The 20,433-nt window shown below is 37.9% G+C and carries 18 protein-coding genes; 12 read left to right on the plus strand and 6 right to left on the minus strand.

Annotated features, from left to right (window positions below):
- Nucleotides 1–326: 326 nt before the first annotated feature.
- Together ABD852_RS00120 and ABD852_RS00125 are read right to left on the minus strand one after the other, a co-directional pair.
- On the minus strand, nucleotides 327–689 hold the full coding sequence (locus ABD852_RS00120) for a DUF1304 domain-containing protein (protein WP_345026250.1): 363 nt from the start codon (nucleotides 687–689) through the stop codon (nucleotides 327–329).
- Nucleotides 690–1,013: 324 nt separating this feature from the next.
- The gene (locus ABD852_RS00125) at nucleotides 1,014–1,493 is read right to left on the minus strand and encodes a hypothetical protein (RefSeq protein ID WP_345025949.1); all 480 of its coding nucleotides are present in this window, start codon (nucleotides 1,491–1,493) and stop codon (nucleotides 1,014–1,016) included.
- Between the two features lie 198 nt (nucleotides 1,494–1,691).
- On the opposite strand from ABD852_RS00125, the gene ABD852_RS00130 reads away from it, so the two are divergent.
- The 4 genes from ABD852_RS00130 (at nucleotide 1,692) to ABD852_RS00145 (ending at nucleotide 3,684) form a co-directional block, all read left to right on the plus strand.
- Nucleotides 1,692–1,898, plus strand: a complete 207-nt coding sequence (locus ABD852_RS00130; protein ID WP_345025950.1) for a hypothetical protein — start codon at nucleotides 1,692–1,694, stop codon at nucleotides 1,896–1,898.
- 5 nt (nucleotides 1,899–1,903) lie between these two features.
- Complete coding sequence (locus tag ABD852_RS00135; RefSeq protein ID WP_345025952.1) at nucleotides 1,904–2,293, plus strand: hypothetical protein; 390 nt, start codon at nucleotides 1,904–1,906, stop codon at nucleotides 2,291–2,293.
- Nucleotides 2,230–3,318 (plus strand): hypothetical protein, encoded by a 1,089-nt coding sequence (locus ABD852_RS00140; RefSeq protein ID WP_345025954.1) that lies wholly within the window; start codon nucleotides 2,230–2,232, stop codon nucleotides 3,316–3,318. The genes ABD852_RS00135 and ABD852_RS00140 overlap by 64 nt, the downstream gene beginning before the upstream one ends.
- A 96-nt stretch (nucleotides 3,319–3,414) precedes the next feature.
- Complete coding sequence (locus ABD852_RS00145; RefSeq protein ID WP_345025956.1) at nucleotides 3,415–3,684, plus strand: hypothetical protein; 270 nt, start codon at nucleotides 3,415–3,417, stop codon at nucleotides 3,682–3,684.
- A 77-nt stretch (nucleotides 3,685–3,761) separates the two neighbouring features.
- Here the strand turns inward: ABD852_RS00145 and ABD852_RS00150 are convergent, their stop codons facing one another.
- The 4 genes from ABD852_RS00150 to ABD852_RS00165 form a co-directional block, all read right to left on the minus strand.
- Entirely contained in the window at nucleotides 3,762–4,235 is a 474-nt protein-coding gene (locus tag ABD852_RS00150) for a JAB domain-containing protein (protein WP_345025957.1), read from the minus strand.
- A gap of 109 nt (nucleotides 4,236–4,344) precedes the next feature.
- Entirely contained in the window at nucleotides 4,345–4,794 is a 450-nt protein-coding gene (locus tag ABD852_RS00155) for a hypothetical protein (RefSeq protein WP_345025958.1), read from the minus strand.
- A gap of 40 nt (nucleotides 4,795–4,834) precedes the next feature.
- Nucleotides 4,835–5,854 (minus strand): bestrophin family protein, encoded by a 1,020-nt coding sequence (locus ABD852_RS00160; protein ID WP_345025959.1) that lies wholly within the window; start codon nucleotides 5,852–5,854, stop codon nucleotides 4,835–4,837.
- A 275-nt stretch (nucleotides 5,855–6,129) separates the two neighbouring features.
- The gene (locus tag ABD852_RS00165) at nucleotides 6,130–6,693 is read right to left on the minus strand and encodes a tetratricopeptide repeat protein (protein ID WP_345025960.1); all 564 of its coding nucleotides are present in this window, start codon (nucleotides 6,691–6,693) and stop codon (nucleotides 6,130–6,132) included.
- Between the two features lie 100 nt (nucleotides 6,694–6,793).
- On the opposite strand from ABD852_RS00165, the gene ABD852_RS00170 reads away from it, so the two are divergent.
- From ABD852_RS00170 to ABD852_RS00200, 8 genes are all read left to right on the plus strand, one after another.
- Nucleotides 6,794–7,468 (plus strand): DUF4249 family protein, encoded by a 675-nt coding sequence (locus tag ABD852_RS00170; RefSeq protein ID WP_345025961.1) that lies wholly within the window; start codon nucleotides 6,794–6,796, stop codon nucleotides 7,466–7,468.
- Between the two features lie 1,134 nt (nucleotides 7,469–8,602).
- Nucleotides 8,603–8,962 carry a class I lanthipeptide gene (locus tag ABD852_RS23025; protein WP_425568737.1) on the plus strand — a complete coding sequence of 120 codons (360 nt, stop codon included), beginning with the start codon at nucleotides 8,603–8,605 and terminating at the stop codon, nucleotides 8,960–8,962.
- 310 nt (nucleotides 8,963–9,272) lie between these two features.
- On the plus strand, nucleotides 9,273–10,235 hold the full coding sequence (locus ABD852_RS00175) for a hypothetical protein (protein WP_345025962.1): 963 nt from the start codon (nucleotides 9,273–9,275) through the stop codon (nucleotides 10,233–10,235).
- Nucleotides 10,232–11,458, plus strand: a complete 1,227-nt coding sequence (locus ABD852_RS00180) for a glycosyltransferase (protein ID WP_345025963.1) — start codon at nucleotides 10,232–10,234, stop codon at nucleotides 11,456–11,458. Before ABD852_RS00175 ends, ABD852_RS00180 begins: the two co-directional genes overlap by 4 nt.
- A gap of 11 nt (nucleotides 11,459–11,469) precedes the next feature.
- On the plus strand, nucleotides 11,470–12,687 hold the full coding sequence (locus ABD852_RS00185; protein WP_345025964.1) for a lanthionine synthetase LanC family protein: 1,218 nt from the start codon (nucleotides 11,470–11,472) through the stop codon (nucleotides 12,685–12,687).
- 7 nt (nucleotides 12,688–12,694) lie between these two features.
- Nucleotides 12,695–15,826 carry a lantibiotic dehydratase gene (locus tag ABD852_RS00190; protein WP_345025965.1) on the plus strand — a complete coding sequence of 1,044 codons (3,132 nt, stop codon included), beginning with the start codon at nucleotides 12,695–12,697 and terminating at the stop codon, nucleotides 15,824–15,826.
- A gap of 150 nt (nucleotides 15,827–15,976) precedes the next feature.
- Nucleotides 15,977–18,058: a S41 family peptidase gene (locus ABD852_RS00195; protein ID WP_345025966.1), complete on the plus strand. Its 2,082-nt coding sequence runs from the start codon at nucleotides 15,977–15,979 to the stop codon at nucleotides 18,056–18,058.
- Between the two features lie 180 nt (nucleotides 18,059–18,238).
- Nucleotides 18,239–20,425: a peptidase domain-containing ABC transporter gene (locus ABD852_RS00200; RefSeq protein WP_345025967.1), complete on the plus strand. Its 2,187-nt coding sequence runs from the start codon at nucleotides 18,239–18,241 to the stop codon at nucleotides 20,423–20,425.
- Nucleotides 20,426–20,433 lie beyond the last annotated feature (8 nt).

Consider the following 20,433-nt stretch of genomic DNA (forward strand, 5'->3'; position numbering starts at 1 on the left):
TGTGAGACGAAGGTAGAGGCTGATTTCGATACGACCACTACCTGTTTGAATTTCAGACAGGTGAGTTGCCGGCTTTAATAGGAAGATCGAAATCCTACAGCGGTTATGTCGGCACTTATCTGTGCATAAGGTATCGTCCTGGAGCAACCGGAAGTGGAACAACCAATACTGAAACTCGACATGCAGAAGTACGCGCCGGGTATCCACCTGCTCCGTACTTCGGACGGGAAAGTGCTGAAGCTTGTAAGGGAATGATCTTATAACCCGGTATTGAAAAAATGAAAATGGTTTTTCTACGGTCCGGTTTTATTATTTGTAGTTCCTTTTTACGACAGAAGGACGAATATCAATGCTGCAAGCGCCGGTAATCCCTGTTTGATAAATATACTTTTGGAAGCGGTAAGAGCGCCATAGATAGCTGCTGTCACCACACAGGCTAAAAAGAAAACCGCTACGTTTTTCTGCCACTCAGGATTGGAAATCAGCAGGGACCAGATAAGGCCCGCTGCGAGAAACCCGTTATAGAGTCCCTGGTTGGCTGCCAGTGCTTTGGTGGGCTTGAACAAGTATTCGGGAAAACTTCTGAAAGTCTTTTTGCCGAGGGTTTCCCAGGCAAACATTTCTATCCAAAGAATGTAAAGATGCTCGATTGCGACCAGCCCGATCAGGATTTTTGCCAGCATTCCGATTGTTTCCTCCATGTTTGCCAAAAGTTTTTCAGGTTATTGCCTTCTGATAAAAAGCCTTCAGAAGGAATTTTTACTGCGATCGGTTTTTTTTTATTCACAATATTCCCGGTGATCTGACTATGGCGAATCCAAGCAACAACAGGGAATCGGCTGCTGCCTTATAGACGTTCTGTAATTAATTCGTATCCAACCGCCATGAATCCTCTAGCCAGAAAATTAGGTGGTCAACTTCTCCGAAATACCCATTCAGACGGGGGAGTTGCCGGCTTTAGTAGGAAGATCGGAATCCTACAGGGTATAGCGTGAGGGAAGCGAGGGACCTTGTTAATTGGACTGCTTTCCTGCTACGATCACTACACCATTCAGATTCGGATTGGCGGGGCTTTTCGGGATGTAATTGGGTGGAAGGACTAAATAAGACATTGGCAAGGTTGTTTTCTCCTGGAAGATCTGACCGGAAATTTCACTTTCGTAGTCTTGCATCTCCCAATTAGGATAGGAAAGCACATACGTGTCTTCCCTAGATTTAAATCCGGCAGTCCTGAAAAAAGTTGCTCCGGCAGGAGCTTCTTCTCTTTTGGTTTGAATCGTCACGATTAATGAGTCAGCGCTTTTTCTACCTACCTCTATGTAAAACGCGCTATAGCCGAACTTATCGATACCGTCCCCTAAGAGGGTATCGCCATTTACTACATAGGTTTTTACATTATAGCGACCCGATAATTGAGCGGCTGTATCATTGGGTACATTAACCTTGTTGCACCCATAGAGAAAGAAAAACAAAAGAACAGAACTGTATCGCATCTTAGGCAAGGATATGATGGATCATCATTACGGCAATGGATTCAGCAAAAGTATACAGTTTACCTTTAAAGACTACCTGTTTGAAATTCAAACAGGTACTCAAGTTTGGCAGTTTACTAGATTTTCCCAAAAAAGAGCCTCATTATTTTGAATTGAGGCTTTTTTTTATGAGATTTATATCTAGTTAATCAACTAGATATGGGTTATTCAACAAAAATTCAGGTTATCAAGCGAACTGCCAGCGAGCAGTGGTATGTCAACTTTCCTGCCGCCGTGGCGCAGGCGATTGAATTTCAACAAGGAGAAGTTGTTGAATGGATTATAGATGATCACCAGCGTCTGGTGCTTCAGCGGAGTGATGAAGCGGTGAAAGGCCTTAAAAAAAAACTGCCGAAGAAAACCTGATTGACGTGTTTGTCCTGCTTTGGAGTAGATGTAACCGTGCTTTCAAGCAGGCCAGAACACACCAAAGAGCCATCAGTCTGGCTCATGGGGTGTTGAATTGTTTGGGGCGTCGTACCATAACGGGCATGTTGTGTGGGAGCGAGCAGCAATTTAAAGACTGGAGTTGGGCTTATCGTCTTTTTGCGGCCAACCGAATGAATGTGAGTGAATTATTTTCGGTTGTCAGAAAAGAAGCCGTTGAGCAACTACCCGATCTTGATCGTGAAACCATCTATGCGCATATGGATGATACACTTATACGTAAAAGAGGGAAAAAGGTGGCTGGTACCAAATGGCTGCGAGACCCGCTGGGCCGCATTTTCATTCCAATTTTGTTTGGGGGCAGCGTTTTATAGGCATGTCGTTGTCTGTTTTTGATCAAAGACCGGGCATAGCACGGGCCATTCCCGTTGATTTTCATCACTGTCCGCCAGTCAAAAAGCCGTCCAAATATGCCGATCAGCAAGAATTGTCCACCTATAAGAAGCTACAAGCACAGACCAAGATGAGTGTGGTGGGAGCAGAAAGAATACAAGAGTTAAGAGAAAAGCTTGATACGGACGGATATGAGAACCGCCGCCTTCTTATCAGCGTCGATGGCAGCTACACCAATCAGACGGTCATCAAAGCCCTGCCCAAGCAGGTAACCTTGATTGGACGGTGCCGTAAAGACAGCAAGTTTTACGAAATTCCTCCACCTGCACACAAGGGACGCGGGCGGAATAAATATTATGGCCAATTACTTCCCACACCGGAGCAAATACGCCAATCCGATGAATACCCATGGCAGCAGGTGAAGGCATGGGCCTCAGGAAGTATCCATCATTTTGATGTCAAAGTAATCAGAAACATCAGGTGGCGAAAAGCTGGCCAAAGAAATCTGGTATTGCTTGTTGTTCGCCCTATTGCTTACAGGCCTACCCGCAAATCAAGATTATATTACCGGCAGCCGGCTTACCTTATCGCTACCGACCCGGATATACCAGTCAATCAATTACTTCAGACCTATTTATGGAGATGGGAAATCGAAGTCGGATTTAAAGACAAGAAAACCTTAATTGGCTGCGGACAGGCACAAATCAGAAAACCTGAACAGGTACAGCAGGTGCCCGCTTTTGTAACAGCATGTTACGCTTTGCTTCTGCTGGCCTCACAAAAAACCAAAAATGTGTCTAACTACTTGCCGACTACAAAATGGTATACGCCCAACAAACGCACAAGAAATACAACAGGGGATATCATTAATATGTTCAGAGCCCAGAATTGGGCCAAGTCAACCGCCATCAATTTCTCCCACTTCGTAGACAAATCAAACAAAAATATGAACTTTCAGAAATTGACAAATCCAGCAATGGCGGCGATGTTTTACAACAGAAATTAGCCAAACTTGAATACCTGTTTGAAATTCAAACAGGTAGTAAAACCTTATGTTGCGTGCGCTATCTTTGAAATAGTGTTGAACGAAAACGCGAGTAAGATGGATCAAAAAGAACTGGTACGGGTGTATGAAACGCTGTTGATCACGCCGGGAATGAACGATGTAGTCAAGCTGGATTTAAAGATTTCCAGAAAGCTGGTCTTGCTGTTAAGCCAGGTAGTAGAGAAGGGAATACGGGTAGAGGATACCGGTCTGAATGCGGTTGACAAGGAGGCTGCCAAAGAACTACAACTGGTAGTGGGTGATTGCCTGGCCAAAGCCGGGTTAACCGGGCTTATGGGGAAGCTCAAGGAAATGACTTCCGGATGAGACTTCCGTGGAAATAAAAAATGAGTAAAAAGAAAGCCACTGATCTCCATTCAATAAGATTAGTGGCTCATTGACTCTCACATTAATCCTTCATCGGCAAAAGATTTGTAAGTCCCTTCCGGAGTCAGAATAATATGATCCAGTACGGGAAGCTCCATTAGTTTCCCGACTTCTACGAGTTGACGGGTTAGGGTCAAATCGGCTTCGCTAGGCTTAAGATTACCTGAAGGGTGGTTGTGCGATAGGATCAGGCAGGTGGCCGCTGATTTCAACGCAGCGCCGAAAACCAGCTTAATGTCTACAACAGTACCGGTCATGCCACCACTGGAAAGATTAATTACTCCGAGCACTTTATTGGCGCGGTTGAGCAAAAGCACCTTGAATTCTTCAAAGAGTCCGATCGTATCAGGGTTCCAGCAGGCTGAAAGAATTCTGAAAGCATCCGAACTCTGGCTCACTACCGGAGCATCTGAAAGTTTAGCCCCGCTGCGGTAGCGCAATTGTATTTCGGCAACCTGAAAAAGAGTGTTAGACTGAAGCATCGTTTCCATAATCATCAAAAGCCTAAAGTGAACAAATTGATTATGGTGCTCCCACCGGACGGTGGCGATCAAAGAAAGGGAGGAACGGAATAAAAGAAAGGTACGCGAGGGTTGGTGTTTATGCCGGAAATTCCCTTTCTGCTTCAGTAGCCACCTGTTCGAACTTTGCATCGGAATGAATGAGCAACACATGCTTGAAATCGTTACATCTCGCACGAAGACCTAGCCGGCAGCGTGTGGAACCAGGCATTTTCTTTGTTGCCCGGCCGGACAAAGAAAGAAAAGAAAGGGGGACTGTTGCTTTTTTTTGCACTGCGAAGAAGGAAAGTTGGAAGACTGTACCGTACTTATTTGAGGTAAAATCGTAAGTGTCCTTCAATTTCCCGGCAAGGAGACGTATGAGTTTTAGTCCCAGCGTATTACTCTGGCGATTTTTGAGGGGGTTAGGTGCATCCAGTCCTGTTGTCGCAGAAGGTAAGTCTGATTTCAGCGTTCTGATAGTGGCAGGAATCGTTGAGGCAAGATTGATGGTTGTCTGGAGTGCGTATTTACAGGCGTTGGTAATCAACTCATTGAGGATAGAAGGGATTAGCGACTTGTTTGAAACTTTACATTAGTACGTCTCCTACCGGCTGAACCGGCTTCGGTATATCATTCTCACCAAGCATCTGTAACAGGTCTATCTCGATGGTTCGGCAGATGGAGAGCATCGGAACGTCCGTCCCTAACCCCTCGAAGGGGTTCTCTGAATAGTCGCCAATGAGTTCCATTACTACGTAAATCCAACCGACCAGGGTACCAAATGGGATCATCAGCCATACACCGGCCTCACCTATCTTGGTGAACTCCGCCACAATCCCAAGGGGCAGCAGGAAAATAAAAAGGCAGGTAAAAATGAAGCTCATGTTGGCGTACTGACGTGGTAATGGAAATTTCTTGATACGCTCTGCTCTTCCCTGATGATCGTAAAAATCGTTGAGTACTTTCTGCAGATCAAGCTGCCGTCGCATGTGCAGCGTTCCGTTTTCCTCAAGTTCGGTCAGCTCCAGAGACTGAAGGTTGATGATTTGTGTGGCCTTATTCGCTGATGAGTCGAGCGCTGTCATTTCAGAAAAATAGTTCTCTTTTTGCACCTGGTTCAGATACTCTTTGAACAGTCCTACGCCTCCTGTTTCTCTTCTCCTGGCGCCCAGCTTCCCGAATTGGCCTCTCAGGCTAACGTGTTCCCATTGCGTTGGGATCAGCAGCTGCTCTCTTAAAGTATATAGCCACGCAATATGACGGTAGATCAATTTCTTTTTTACCGCCTTAATTTCAGCCTCCGAAAGTTCGTTACTCCGAACGAAAGCATTCACCATTGTTCCCCAGCTTCTGCTGCTGTTTACGATGGCTCCCCATACCTTCCGGGCTTCCCAAACCCTGTCGTAGGACTGATTATTTTTGAAGCCAACGTAAAAAGCTACCGCTGTCCCGATCAGCGACACCGGTAACCAGGGAATGGAAATCCAGTGCCAGTCAAGGACCCGGTACAAAACGGAGACGATGAGCATGTACCCACTCAACCACAGGAAATGATGTCCTGCGAATGCGAGTATCGCCTTTACGGGTAGTGTTTTTCTGACAAGCATGTGATATTAAGATTCTGATTACAGTCAAATTTAGGGAATCGGATGATTCATCCTTCGGGACCTTAAGCGAATAAATAATAAACAGCTGAAAATCAACAAATTCGTTTTCAAGTAGCTAAATTGCCTACCAGACTAAATTAAAGAGTTGTCTTGGAGCTCGATCAGCTTTATTTGTTCCCGATCATCTTCCTGACTTCGGGAGCTACTTTGGTTGCTACCAATTCAATGGATTTAGCCAGTTTATTAAAAGGGAGCCGGTTCATGTGAAGTACTCCCTAATCTAACTCATGTTGCAGGAGATATCCCAGGTTATTTAATGCGTCCGTATTTGTTGGATCTGTTTCTAACGATTTGTTATAGGAATCCCTGGCCTTTTTGTGACGGCCGGAGTTATTCTCTAGTTTTCCTCTCAGGCTGTAATAATAGGTATTGGTGTCAAACTTTTCTGAGTAAGCTTCAAGAGCGATTTCTTTGAGCTGGCTGTCAGAAATGCGGGATACTTTTATAAGTTCAGTTAGATGGGAATGGTCGCTGATTCCCAGTTTTTCGAAAATTTGCCTGTAGTTGGTTTCGATTAATGTATCATGATCAAGATGGTACATATTTGCGACCTTGGTAAAGAACTCCTCAATGAAACCACCTATTAAATTGATTATTTTAAGCTCCGTCAATGATGAAATTCCATTTACCGGGTCAACTCCAGCAATCTCTCGCTGTAATTCTTCGGATTGTTTCTGCCAGTATTTCACATAGGATAACCGGCCTGCTGGATGATAGATTTTAATCTTACCAACCGTGATCGGCAAGATCTTACTCCAGGCGTCAGCCTCTTTTAACAAATGACCCTAACGCGGTTGGCGGAAGAAAGGCTGAAATCAAGGGTCGGTCAATGTTTTCGATCGTTCCGTCTATCAGTTATAATTTTAGAATAGGAGCTATATGAGAGATGCGTGGTTGGTATTGATTCTGGCGTTGGGCCTGATGTCTTGTGACCCGGGAGTAGAGGTTCAGAACGTGTTGGTGGATAAGCTGTTGTCGGTGAGTGCTGTGGTTTCTCCCCGGGACTCATCTTTAAAGGTGTACGTTTTTCGTGCTTCAGGCCTCTCTAAAAGGATTCCCTATGATATGCTCATCGAAAAGAATGCCCGCGTGACCATTTCGGACGGTACGCGCGAGGCATTGTTGTCTTATTATGCGGATACAGAGCGTTATGAGTGTGTCAACCCCTTTCATGACCTGGAGGCGGGTAGCAGCCTTACGCTTACCGTACAAACGCAGGATGGCGTCACGGCTACCGGGCACAGTGTTATCCCGCCGAAACCGCAACTGGTTTCCTTTACCCATCACCATCGGAACGATTTCCTGGTTTATGAGCTGGTATGGAACAACCCGGAAGCACATAAGTATTTCCAGGCGTGGCAAAGCATGGAATTTGCGACCTCGTCACAATATGATACCTGGCTGACAAACGCGGAGGAATCAGGTATCCTGCCCGTTTTCAAAGAACCCGTCGATGTGAGCAACAATATCAAAGGAGGCTTCGGGATATTTGCGTCGTACAACTGTACGGATTCCCTGATCGTGAAAATTGATGCCGAACCTGCTGTGAAATAACTATTCTTTTCGATTTTATGTTGTCCCACTTTTTGGGGGAAGTCTTCAAACAAGCCAAACATTAGTATATTAAACTTCATGTGATTATTTTTATATTTAATTTAAAAAAAAATTGCATTTCTTGATTTAGTTATTTTTCTTAGTAGAATATTTTGATTTTCTATCCCAGGTACTTGTGTCCAAAAGTGTATACCTTTTACCTATATGAAATAAACTCGGGCCCTCTGCCACTGTGTTGAAAGTCTATTTGCTTCCCAGGAAGGGGTATAAGTAGAGACTCTTTTTATGTAAATACAATAAGTATATTCACAAATAGGTAGCAAAAAATCGATGTATAACTGACGATAGACTGCTTGAGATGTTTAAACAACGACTAGCTATTCAATTACCGAGAAACTATCCTCTCTTTGAATAAATATTTTTTTGCAACCACAAGTATATATTTTTCTGCTTTTAAAGTATTTAGTTAGGTCTGTTATCGTAATCGAAAGACAATTTTTAGGTTACTGAAATATCCTAGAGCGTGTAGTATGGATGGTTAGTACAGAAACGTGGCGAGTTGTAGTGGTCGGAGAGGAAAAGTCTCGGAAATGTTCGCGTTCCGATAATAGATTTTAGATACTTGATTATGCGTATCAAGTCGATTAAGCGACGGATCTTAGATGTTAAAATATACTTCATTGCCAGTTCTGCGAAATAATAAATCTGTAAGGTGAAAAAATCGATACAAAGTAGTAAGAAATTTATCGCTCAAAAGAGTAACAATGGGTCTGATATATTCCAAATACATTGCGTTTTAAAAAATGACTACAAGGTATCATTCATACGAGCAATGAATTTGAATAGTAATATATAATATTATCTGTAAATTGCTTAGTAAATAACAAATATACATAATGTTTTTATTCGCTTTTGAAAATTAAGTTTTACGCAAAAATAGTGATTAGTGACGAAATAAAAGTGTTGATGTGTCGATACAGATTCAAAAAAGAAGATTCATAAGAGCGTTAATTGGTAATTCGGAATAAAGACTATTTAATTGATTGTTGCCTAACTAAATATGTAAAATAGAGTAGGAAATGGATTTATACTTTACTATGCAAGAAGATAATTTTCACTTTAAAATCAATTAATATGAAAAAGATTAAAAAGTTAACATTTAAGAAAAAGGACATTATTGATCTAACGAAAGACGAACAGCGCAAAATAATCGGTGGATTTGCAGAGACTTACACTCAATGTACAGATGGGTGTGGAGGTATGACTGTATACGCCGACAATTGCACGTCGGGTTGCACTTCCGATTGTGCAAGCAACGTGGGAGGAGGTAATTGTGATCCGGCCTCTGGCCTCGATAATGCGACATGTTATATATCGGCAGCCGACCTATGTCACACAGATAGAAATTGTACTTACGCGAGGTGTACGGAGGGGTGTCCGCATAGCTATGGTGACCCAACGTGTGGAGATGATGCTACTTGCAAAGAATGTTAAACAAGTAGCTATAAGTTCCATAAATTGAGAAAAGTAGAGTAATGATTGTCTTAAATCTCTACTTTTCTTTCTTTGCATATGCTTCCTCATGAATATAGCTCGATAAATATTTTTTGAGGGAAGCCTCAAATGAGATAACTATTTGATTGATATATCAGCCTATTTGACATACTATCTCATACTAATTTAAGTTATTGTTAACTAAAATTGGAAAATATTCATACATATTAAATTAACAAAACAGAAGAAAATAATTTACTGGTTTGTTGATCTGTTCACGATATATGGAAAGTTTAACAAAAGGATTTCAATGAGAAGTAGCATGGAAAATTTTCAAGAAATTGAAAATATGAAAACTAGTAAAGTTGAGAGCATTGATTTGTATATATCGCTGATCTCAAATCTATCTTGGGAAAATACAAGCGCACAAATATTAAAATGTTTGTCCATCATTGGTGTAGCAATTTTGGCTAAAAGTGACTTTATTTGGAATCTCGGTATAGAGTGCCTGTCGCAGCTCATAAAGGAAATATATAGTAAAGTAAGGGATTGTAGAAAAGGTGAAAAGTCAGAGTATCTAAAGGCACTCGTGGCTATTGGTTTTATTTTACGCTCTATTGAAGTGAAATCGGACATTAAACCAGTTACTAAAATTATTAACAAATGGTTGTATAAAGCGAAATTTTTGTCAATATATGAATTGTCTTATTTGCAATTATATAGAACAAATAATAAGACGAAAATGCCGCTAAAAAAATCGAATTTGGTGACAATACCGGGTATAGGTAAAAATTTTCTGAATGAAAATCGAGATAAAGTGGAATTGCTTATTTTGGCCTCAATGAGGATAAATAATTGCGTAAAGTACTTGGATGACTATACACTTGTACATTTACCTTCATATCTAATAAAGGAGTACTATGATACACATAATAGATACCATAAAACGCTAATATGCCTAAGTTTGTTTATGCTATTTGAGAGTAATTGTGACGAAATTAGAAGCTATAAAAGTGATATATTGAGAATTATAGAAAATGAAATTTTAATCAAGGAGGCTGTTTCTTCTTTGACTAAAGACGAGCAATGTTTAAGATGTTATATTAGAGACAGGTGGGAGATACATAGTTCAGAGTGTTTTTTAGAAAACGATGAACATCAATTCGGTAATTTAAATATATTTTGGGTCATTATGAAAAACCCAAAAAGTTTTAATTTTGACTTTATAATTTCATTTGTTATAGCGACATCGTTAAATTTTGATAAACCTTGAAAAGGAAAAATATTTTTTTTATTGATACTCGCGGAGAGGGAAAAAATTATGGTATCGGTACTTATAGGAGAATATTATTTCATTATCTACTGGATTCCAATAAGTACAATATATTTTGGGTAAAAATTAATTATGCGGCGACACCCGATGTAAAAGTATTATCAAATAGTTCTACTTCGGGAATGATATCTATTGAAATATCACTATCATTTGATTTTCGTGATGAATTTGATGCTACAAGTAAAATAGCGTTTCGCGAGCAATTTCGCTCGCTAACATGTTTTGCGATTTTGCAAAATTTGACACAATGTCGCACTGGAATCGTGCATCTAAATTCTGTGGGAGAAAAAGGGATGGCGATTGTAGCAAAGCAGAAAGGTTTTCGAGTTATTGGTACTCAGCATACGGCACTTTTTGAAAAACCGGAATTTAAAACGAATGACCGGGCAGATGAATTAAATTGGAGCCTATTTAATTCCGAAAGGGAATATTTAAGCAACCTAGATGCGTGTATTTTTTTGTCGGATATTACAATGCATAGAGCAATTGATTATAATCATATCTGTCCGGAAAAAGCTAATCTTATTTATAATGGCGTTCATTTCGCTCCCCCACAGGATAATAAGGTTACTGAAACACTAAAAAATGAAATGGAACTGTCCTCTGATGACTTTATTATATTGTATGTGGGAAGATTAAATAGGCGAAAGGGATTAGTTGAACTAATTAGTTCATTTACGAGCTTTTCAAAAAATAGAACTAAAGTTAAACTTGTGATTGTTGGCGATGGCGATTTATCAATATTTGCTAATTTGAAAGACGATGTAAGAGGTAAAATATTGAAGATAGGATATATGACAAACGACAGAATTTCGGCTATCTATAGGTTGGCAAATATTGGTGTATTGCCTTCATATTCAGAACAGTCTAGTTTTTCGATTCTAGAAATGATGAATTATGGACTTCCCTTAATATTGAGTGATATACCAGAATTCTGTTTATTTAAAGACGATTTTCATGCTATCAAATCAGCTGTACATAAAAGTACATATGGTACGGTGTCTGGTATAGATATTGAATCCTTGAGAATATGCATTGAAAGACTATACGAATCTAAGAAATTGCGCGATTTTTTAATTAGAAATTCGAAAGAATTAATTTCAAAAAAGCTAAATTCGAAGCGAATGTCTGATTTAACGATTTCTTTATATGATAAACTATAATACTAATATCTATGGTAGGATGTAGTAGTACGCGTGATATTATCTCGCAAGTTGAAAATATATATCGAATTATTAAGGAAAATATTTCTTTTATAAAATCTGATAAAGGAGCATTGTGCAATTCTGCCGGTTTATCAATATTTTTGTATAATTATTCTCAAATATTTTCAAATTGTGAGAGTAAAAGACTTGCAGATAAGGTCATAGAAAATTTATTTGATAAAGACTTGGAGTTTGAATATTCGGATGCGGGGACTGTTAGCTTTTGTTCTGGAGTTATTGGCTCCGGGTGGTTGATGACTTATTTGTCTGATTCCGGCTATTGCGAGATTGAGCAGGATATGGTGGAGCTTGATTGTATAGCAGAACTTTTTTTTATAAAAACCATTGAAGCTGGAAACTATGACTTTCTGCATGGCGCATCGGGAGCTTTGCGCTATTTGCTTGGAAGACCAAAAGATGAGTTAACCATACACGCCATTATCAGGATGACTCGAAAACTGCTCGACGCAGCTTGTAATACTGATGAATTCCTATTCTGGCCTTCATATGAATTCAAAACTAAATCAATAAAATCTGGAGTTATAAACTTAGGACTTTCTCATGGTACGCCGTCAATACTTGCAATACTATCAGCTGTATACGAATATTTAGATCAGAATGAATTTCTTGTCGATTACATTAGAAAGTGTGCTTATACAATTTTAAGTTGCAAAAATAGAGGTGACACTTTTTCCTTATATCCCTATCAGTGCGATATTGGCGCTTTTAATAGCTCCAATTCGCGCCTCGGTTGGTGTTACGGAGATCTCGGAGTAGCTGTCAGTTTGTGGAGTGCCGGAAAGATTTTATCTGACAATTACATTCTTAATGAGGCAATTCTTGCCATAAGAAGTGCTAGCAAAATCTGTGATACAGAAATGGGGCTAGTAAAGGACGCAGCAATATGTCATGGAGCCTCTGGAATTTCTCATATTTTATATAATTTTTACCTCGAAACAAATGAAAAAGAGTTTCTTTTATCATCAAATTATTGGTATAATAGAACTATTTGCTATCTTGAGCCAGTGAGGAATTTGATAACAGCGCGGACAAACTGGAATTCTACGTTCGGTTATAACAATAGGTTTGGTTTACTAGAGGGTATTAGTGGTGTTGGGATTAGCCTTTTAAACAGAATTTATCCGTCTATGCCTATTTGGGACAAATGTCTTTTACTTAGAAACTGATTTTGTTATGAAAAATAGAAAATTTGATTCTCCGTTTTTTCTTGTACGTAACCCTATTTTTCCAATACAAACATTGTTTAATCTATACGAAGAAATAAATAGGGTTGGGCCACACTCTGTTTTTAGATATCTCACTGATGAATTTTACGAAGCGTTGTACTTAGCGTCGCCGGTTCTTTTTTATGAAATAAAAAGGCATGCTACTGAAACAAGCCTTGATATTAAAAATAATGACGGCAGATCCATACTTAGATCACTCTTGAAATATTTGGCGAGATCATGTACACGTTGCACTCCTTTCGGTCTCTTTGCTAGTTGTACTGTAGGGCAGATTGATCATAATACTAATTTAATAATTGACAGTACATCAATAAGGAGACATTTTCGCTTGGATATGGATTTTTTATGTCATTTAGCAATTCGATTGAGAAATATTCCCGCCATTAAAAAGCATCTATTGTATTTTCCCAATTCCACTGCATATAGATGCGCAGGGACCGTCAAATATATTGAGTATAGATATGATCAAGACGGACAGCGCACTTTTCATTTAAGCGAGACAAAGTATTCATCAATTATTTATGATATCTTTCTGTTGTGCAAGAACGGTTTATGTTATGATTCTCTGTGCAAAAAAATATCCCTTAAGTATGGTTTTGAGATAAGGGAAGTGCAAGATTATCTCGATTGTTTGATTGAAAATAATATCCTGTATAGCAGTATTGATCCAAATGTTACGGGAGAAGAATTTTTTGATTCTCTTTTTAGAGAAATATTTAGAATAAGTGAAATTGAACCAAGTGTGGTTAGTATACGTGAGTCGTTTGCATTGATTGCTAAACATATAGAGGTGATAAAGCTAGGAAAAGGTGAAATGTCGAGCTATTTTGCAGTAAAATCTATTGTAGATAGTATTATTCCAGACTTTAAATATAGTGAGAGTAGATTATTTCAAATGGATACATTTGGAGTATCAAATGATTTATCTCTAAGCGCAGGCGCTATCAGCGATATTTTAGATGTAGTAAGTGATCTTAATGCTTTGAATACTGACTTGCATGAAAACGTGTATATGGAGAGATTTAAGAGAAACTTTACTCACATCTATGAGTTACAATCCGTAAGGCTAGTCGATGTACTTGACAGTGAAACAGGTATTGGGTACCGAACTGCATCGGAACTATCCAATTTAAGATCGAATATGGAAAATATTGACGATGGGTCTTTATTGGAAAGACTATCGTTTGCTAAGTATCTTGATTTCATCAAATCAGGTTCTAGTGAAATAGTGATCAAGCAGGAGGATATTAAGATGGCACGGGTTCCCAACCCACTTCCAAACGCATTTACTATATTTGTAAATTTCTTAGGGAGTAACAATAAGGCAGAATATAACATCTCGGGAGTAAACTTATCTAACACTAAGTTGTTTGGTAGATTTTGTCATGGATCGCCGGATCTTTATGATAAAATTAAGGCAATCAGCGAAGAAGAAGAGAGCGATGACTACATCAATGCTGAAATTGCTCATTTGCCTCAATCTAGGATTGGGAACGTAGTTTCTCGTCCGGAGCTGACAAAGTATGAAATCGAATTTTTGTCGCTCTCAAAGGTAAAGAGCGATTTTAAAATAATGTTGAATGATTTATACGTTAGAGTTCAAAATGGTGAAATAATTCTCTTTTCTAAGAAGTTAAAGAAAAGAGTAATTCCCAAACTAACAAATGCGCATAATTATGCCACAAATAGCCTCGATATATATCATTTCTTAAGTGACCTTCAATATCAAAATGTGAAACCTGTGTCTATTTGGAAATGGGGAAAATTGATGAATTCGGAAGCATATCTTCCTCGTGTGATATATAAGAATTGCATTGTTTCTCGCGCCAGATGGAGAATATATCTAGCAGATTTTGTTAATGTTCCAAAGGGTTTTTCTTTTTTTATACGGGCATTTAGGGAAGTTAAAAATAGTAGAGATATTCCTCGATTAGTCACTATAGCCGAAGGTGACAATCAATTGGTGTTGGATTTGACTGTTGACTTATGTCTTGAAATTCTAAAAAAAAATTTGGAGAAATACCGACAAATAGATTTGCATGAATTTGTTTTTGCGGCCGAAACTGGTTTGAATTCGGGTTCTGCTCTTCAAAATTATGAGGGAAATTACTTTGCTAATGAAATATTAATTCCGGTGAAGCAAAGTGGGGAGAATAAGGCAATTGCAAAATTTGATAATTCGTGGTTGAATTCCTTGGGGGCGAAGCGTACGTTCTATCTTGGAAGTGAATGGCTATATTTGAAAATATATTGTAAGCCTAAGCACTTTGACGAAATATTGGCTGCTTTAGCGCGGGACGTTAATTTATTGCTAAAAAATGGATCTGTAGAAACATGGTTTTTTATAAAGTATGCTGATCCGCTGCCCCATATTAGACTGCGTTTCAAGGTTGGCTCTGAGATTGGATGTGTTTTGGAGAAGGTGTATTTCCGGCTTAAGAAATTCATTGACAAGAATTATTTACGTGATATATGTTCTGGTACTTATAGGCGTGAGATTGAGCGGTACGGCAAAAAGAGTATTGGATTGTCTGAGCATTTATTTCAGCTAAATAGTTGTTTTGTATGCGAGCTGATTAGGCAATTTAGGAAAGTCAATAATAGTGCTGATATATTTTTATTAAGTATCTATGTAGTTGATAAGACATTAGATATTATGAAGATCGACAAAACCGAGAAGTTTTCTTTTTTGAAATTCTATTTTGAAAAGTTTGCTCTTGAGTTTAGTTATCAAAGAGACAAAGCAGTAAGAAAAGAGCTTTCTAATCTGTACAGAGCCCAAAAGGACCAACTACAGGATAATTTTGGCTTCTATATGCTTTCGATAGCCCAAAGGAAAATAGTAAATAATTATCTGATGGGTGTTGAGAATTTGATTAAGCTTAGTGATTGTGCTGATATGAAAAGTTGGCAGTTCGTCGGTAGTCACATTCATATGTTTATTAATCGACTTTTTACACAAAAACCTCGCTTGATTGAATTTAGAATGTATTTTTTTTTGTTTTCCTATTATAAATCTGTAGTGGCAAAAAGCCAAAAAGTGATTGTTAGTGAGTATACGAATAGTATTCAATTTTGAGTGTCTTTTTACGTTTATTATTTACCTATGAGAAGGATAATCTTAGTGTTGTTTCTGTTATGCTTACAGATACCGGTTCAATCACAACAAGGATTTCAAAAGTTCAGTACTTCAGAATGGGTTTTGCCGTTAATAAATTCGTCAACTAGTATGGGAAATATTGTTAGTATTTCTTCTGATAAAGAGGGCGAATTTAATGCCAGTAATATTCATACCAGAGTTTCTATCTATAAGAAAATTTGGGATATAAAGAGGAATAGTGGCATTGTAGTGTTGCGAGGTGAGTTAGAAAAACTTTCAGATCTTGACTCGTCACAGATATATGTTTTCATTAAGGCCAAACTTAAAAATAGGAGCGCTATTTCATGTTATGTACCTGTCTGTTTTATTGATGAGCAAGTTGTTACTAGAAAGTTTAAAATTTCTTTACCATTTGAGCAGGAAATTGATACTGTTTCTTGTAGTCTAATTTTGAATAGAGTTAAAAAGATTGGGATTAGGAAGTTGACAGTTGCCGTGGAAGATGGTGAATTAAATTCGGAGTGGGTTCATGGTATGCAAAAACGAATATTTCTAGATCAAAATTTAGTTCAAGGACTATATAGCTTAGGGCTAGTATGGGGATTTTTGAAGTATTTCTCTCCAAAGATATCCGTAAAGAATAATGACTGGGATGCTATTGCGCTTGAGAGTATAGAGAGTATATTGGATAATAGTTCTAGTAAGAATATTCGAAAATCGATAAAAAGCGTAATCGATTTAGCTTATGATAATGCTATTTCTTCGTCTCATCATGAGAATTTTTTTGTAATGGGAGCTAAACTTTCTGAGCGAGTTAATGTAAATCACAGATGGATTGATAGTATTCAATTTATTGATTCTGAGTTAAGGAGTAAGTTGCTTGAAATAGAAAGTAAATTTAGACCGTTTAAGAATGTTTATGTAGAAACTCCGGCCCAAATTAAGAAGCCTTCTCCTGTGTTTCATGAGAATACCTACTACGATAGCAATTTGATAGACGTAAGATTTCGCGTATTATCACTGTATCGTTATTGGAATATCATATTCTATTATTATCCCTACAAATATATGTTGCCAAATTCATGGGAAAGTGTTTTAAATAAACACATTGGTCTTTTTATTTTGGCTAATTCATCAAAAAACTATCGACGGCAACTTGCTTTACTAAATGCGTCTATATATGATGGCCATGCGTTGCTTTCTGAAAACTCTTTGACACTTGCTGGTATCTGTTATTCAAATCCTATTCCTGTTCCAATGAAGTTTAAGATTGTTAATGATTCTTCGGTAGTTGTTACTTCTATCGAAAAGAACTTTTCGCAGAAAACGGGGATAACAAATGGAGCAGTCGTTGTAGATTTTGATTCAGAGTCGATTTCAAACAAGATTGAGAGGCTGGAACGATATATCGGTGCTGGTAGAAAGGAGATTTCTAGACATATCCTCGAGAAATTTGATCTTTTAAGTTTCAGAGAGGGTGAGAAGAAAAATTTTGTGATTACATACTATATGAATGGCATTCGGAAGATGATTAGAGTGAATTGGGACTATAACGAGATACCTGAACATTTTCGTTTCTTGCATGATGTAAATACTGACACTAAAGCTCTTAAAAAAGGATTTGAACTTCTTACGAATAAGACTTTGTATTTGAACAGTTTCTATTGGAAGCGGTCCGATAGGGATACAACGATTAAACTTTTAAATGGAGTTGAAAATGTGATTATCGACACACGTGATTATTGCAATTCTGATTTTCTTCTTTTTGCGAGAATGTTTGTGCCGGATTCGACGACATTTGTTAGGTTTATGACGACTCACGAGTATCCGGGGCTATTAAGAGAATCTTTTGGTACGGTTTTCAGACGTGCTGACGATCATATATTTGATGGAAAGATTTTTGTTTTAATTTCCGAAGCTACTAAAAGTAAGGCGGAGTATCTTACTATGATGCTCAAGTCTAATAGCGAAAAGACAATTCTAATAGGACGGACAACTTCTGGTTCTGATGGAGATATTTCTTCTATTCCTCTGATTGGGAATAAGGACCTAAAATTTTATTTTTCTGGCCTTAGGGTAACTTTTCCTAACGGAATTGAAAGTCAAAGTGTTGGGATTGTTCCAGATGTATTTGTTGAAAGAAGTAAGGGTGAAATAATGGATACTTCAGATGATATTTTGCGAAAAGCTACGAATTATAGTCGGAATTAGGTGATGAATATTTTTTTTGCGAGACGTATTTATCGGTTTTAAATTTGAGAGTTTAATTTAGCTTTCAGATTTCTTTTATTTCTATTGTGATTTGTGTAGATTTTGTTTGTTTATGGTTTGCTTATTTAGTTCATATTTATTTTTTTAATTTTTCTTAAAACTTAACTAAATACCTGGTCCGTGTTGAAGCAATTTCCATATTTTAAGCAGATGGACTCGATGGATTGTGGTGCGAGCTGCTTGCTAATTGTATTCAAACATTATGGGCGAGCGGTCTCCATTCATAAGTTGAGAACTCTTACGCAAACGACTAGAGAGGGTGTAAGCTTTCTGGGAATTAGCACTGCTGCTGAAAGACTGGGTTTTCGAACGTATGCTGCTAAGCTATCGCTTTCTCAACTGGATGAGTTAGAGCTGCCGTGCATTCTTCATTGGAATCAAAACCATTTTGTGGTTTTGTATAGAGTTAAAAATGGAAAGTATTTTTTATCTGATCCGGCCGCAGGGCTGGTTTGCTATCACAAAAGTGAATTTAGAAAATCGTGGTGCTCTATTGACGGGGATTTAGGTTTGGGTATGGTTTTGAGTCCTGGGCCTGAATTTTCAAATTTTGAGAGTGATTTGGAAACAAATGGTACATTAAATTGGACTAAGATATTTTCTTATTTTTACAAATTTAGAAGATTGTATTTTCAAGTAATACTTGGAATGATTGTTGGACTTGTTTTATCACTATTTGCTCCATTTTTGACTCAATCTGTCGTTGATTTGGGTATAAATGGAAAGGATATGGGTTTTGTAAATTTGATTCTAATTTCCCAATTTTTTCTATTTTTTGGTAACATATCTATATCTTTTATTCGATCGTGGATAATGTTACATATTAGTACAAGAGTCAATATTTCTATTTTAACTGATCTCCTTATTAAATTGATGAAATTACCTATGACTTTTTTTGACCTTAAGACGCATGGCGATATTATGCAGCGTATAGCAGATCAAAAGAGAGTTGAGGCTTTTTTGACGGGAAGTACTTTGAACACTCTATTTTCTTTGGTCAATGTGTTAGTGTTCGGCATTCTTTTAATTATTTATAGCAAGCTTATTTTTCTTACTTTTTTCTTTTCCACACTTCTATATACGCTATGGGTCATCGCATTTATGAGGAAGAGACGTGAATTGGATCAAAAAAGGTTTAAAATTTCTTCTGAAAATCAGACTTATTTGGTGGAAATGATACAGAGTATCAAGGATATTAAATTAAATAATGCTGAAAGACAAAAAAGGTGGATATGGGAGGGGATTCAGGCGAAACTTTTAAAGTTTCGTATTCAAAGCTTAGCTTTATCGCAATATCAGTCGTTAGGATCGATTGCTATAAATCAAACAAAGGGGATTCTTATTTCATATTTTAGCGTGAGAGCCGTTATAGATGACGAAATATCCTTTGGTGCGATGATGAGTATTCAATATATTGTTGGTATGGTTAGTAGCCCAGTCGAATCACTTATAGGATTTATGCAAGGCTATCAAGATGCTAAAATTAGTGTAGAGAGGATTAACGAAATATATGAAGCTGCGAGTGAAGAGGATATCGAAAGAGAGTATTTGAGGGTTTTACCAAAGTGCCGAACAATTGAGCTAAGGAATATTTCTTTTAGGTATTTTGGCTCCGGTAGTGAGTTGATATTCGATCAATTGAATTTAAAGTTTTACGAGGGGAGAACTACTGCTATTGTTGGTCCAAGTGGAAGCGGAAAAACTACCATTTTAAGGCTTTTGATGCGTTTCTATTCTTATGAATCTGGCGATATATTTATCGGTAATAAGAAGCTAGACTCTATCGATTTTTCATTTTGGCGAGACAGTTGTGGGTGTGTATTGCAAGAAAATTATATTTACAGTGATACTATTTTACGCAATATAGTTATTGATGATGATTTTATAGATAGCGAGCGTTTAGAAATTGCTATTCGGGTGTCGAATTTGAGTGGATTTATTGATAATGAACCATTCGGCCTTAATACTAAAATAGGTACGTCTGGAAAGGGAATTAGTCAAGGTCAACGCCAAAGAATTATGATTGCTAGAGCTGTATATAAGAATCCTAGTTATATTTTTCTAGATGAGGCTACGAGTTCTTTGGATGCGAACAATGAAAAGGAAATTATTGAAAACTTTCATAAGTTTTGTGTAAACCGTACCGTGGTTATTGTTGCTCATCGCCTTAGTACGGTCAGATATGTTGATAATATTATTGTATTGGACAAGGGAAAGGTCGTAGAAGAGGGGACTCACAATGACCTAGTGAGTCTTCGTGGTAAATATTTTGAATTAATTAAGAATCAACTGGAGCTTTGTGACTAGGAACTGTT

Origin of the sequence: Ravibacter arvi, from assembly GCF_039540405.1 — a bacterium.
Lineage (GTDB): Bacteria > Bacteroidota > Bacteroidia > Cytophagales > Spirosomataceae > Ravibacter > Ravibacter arvi.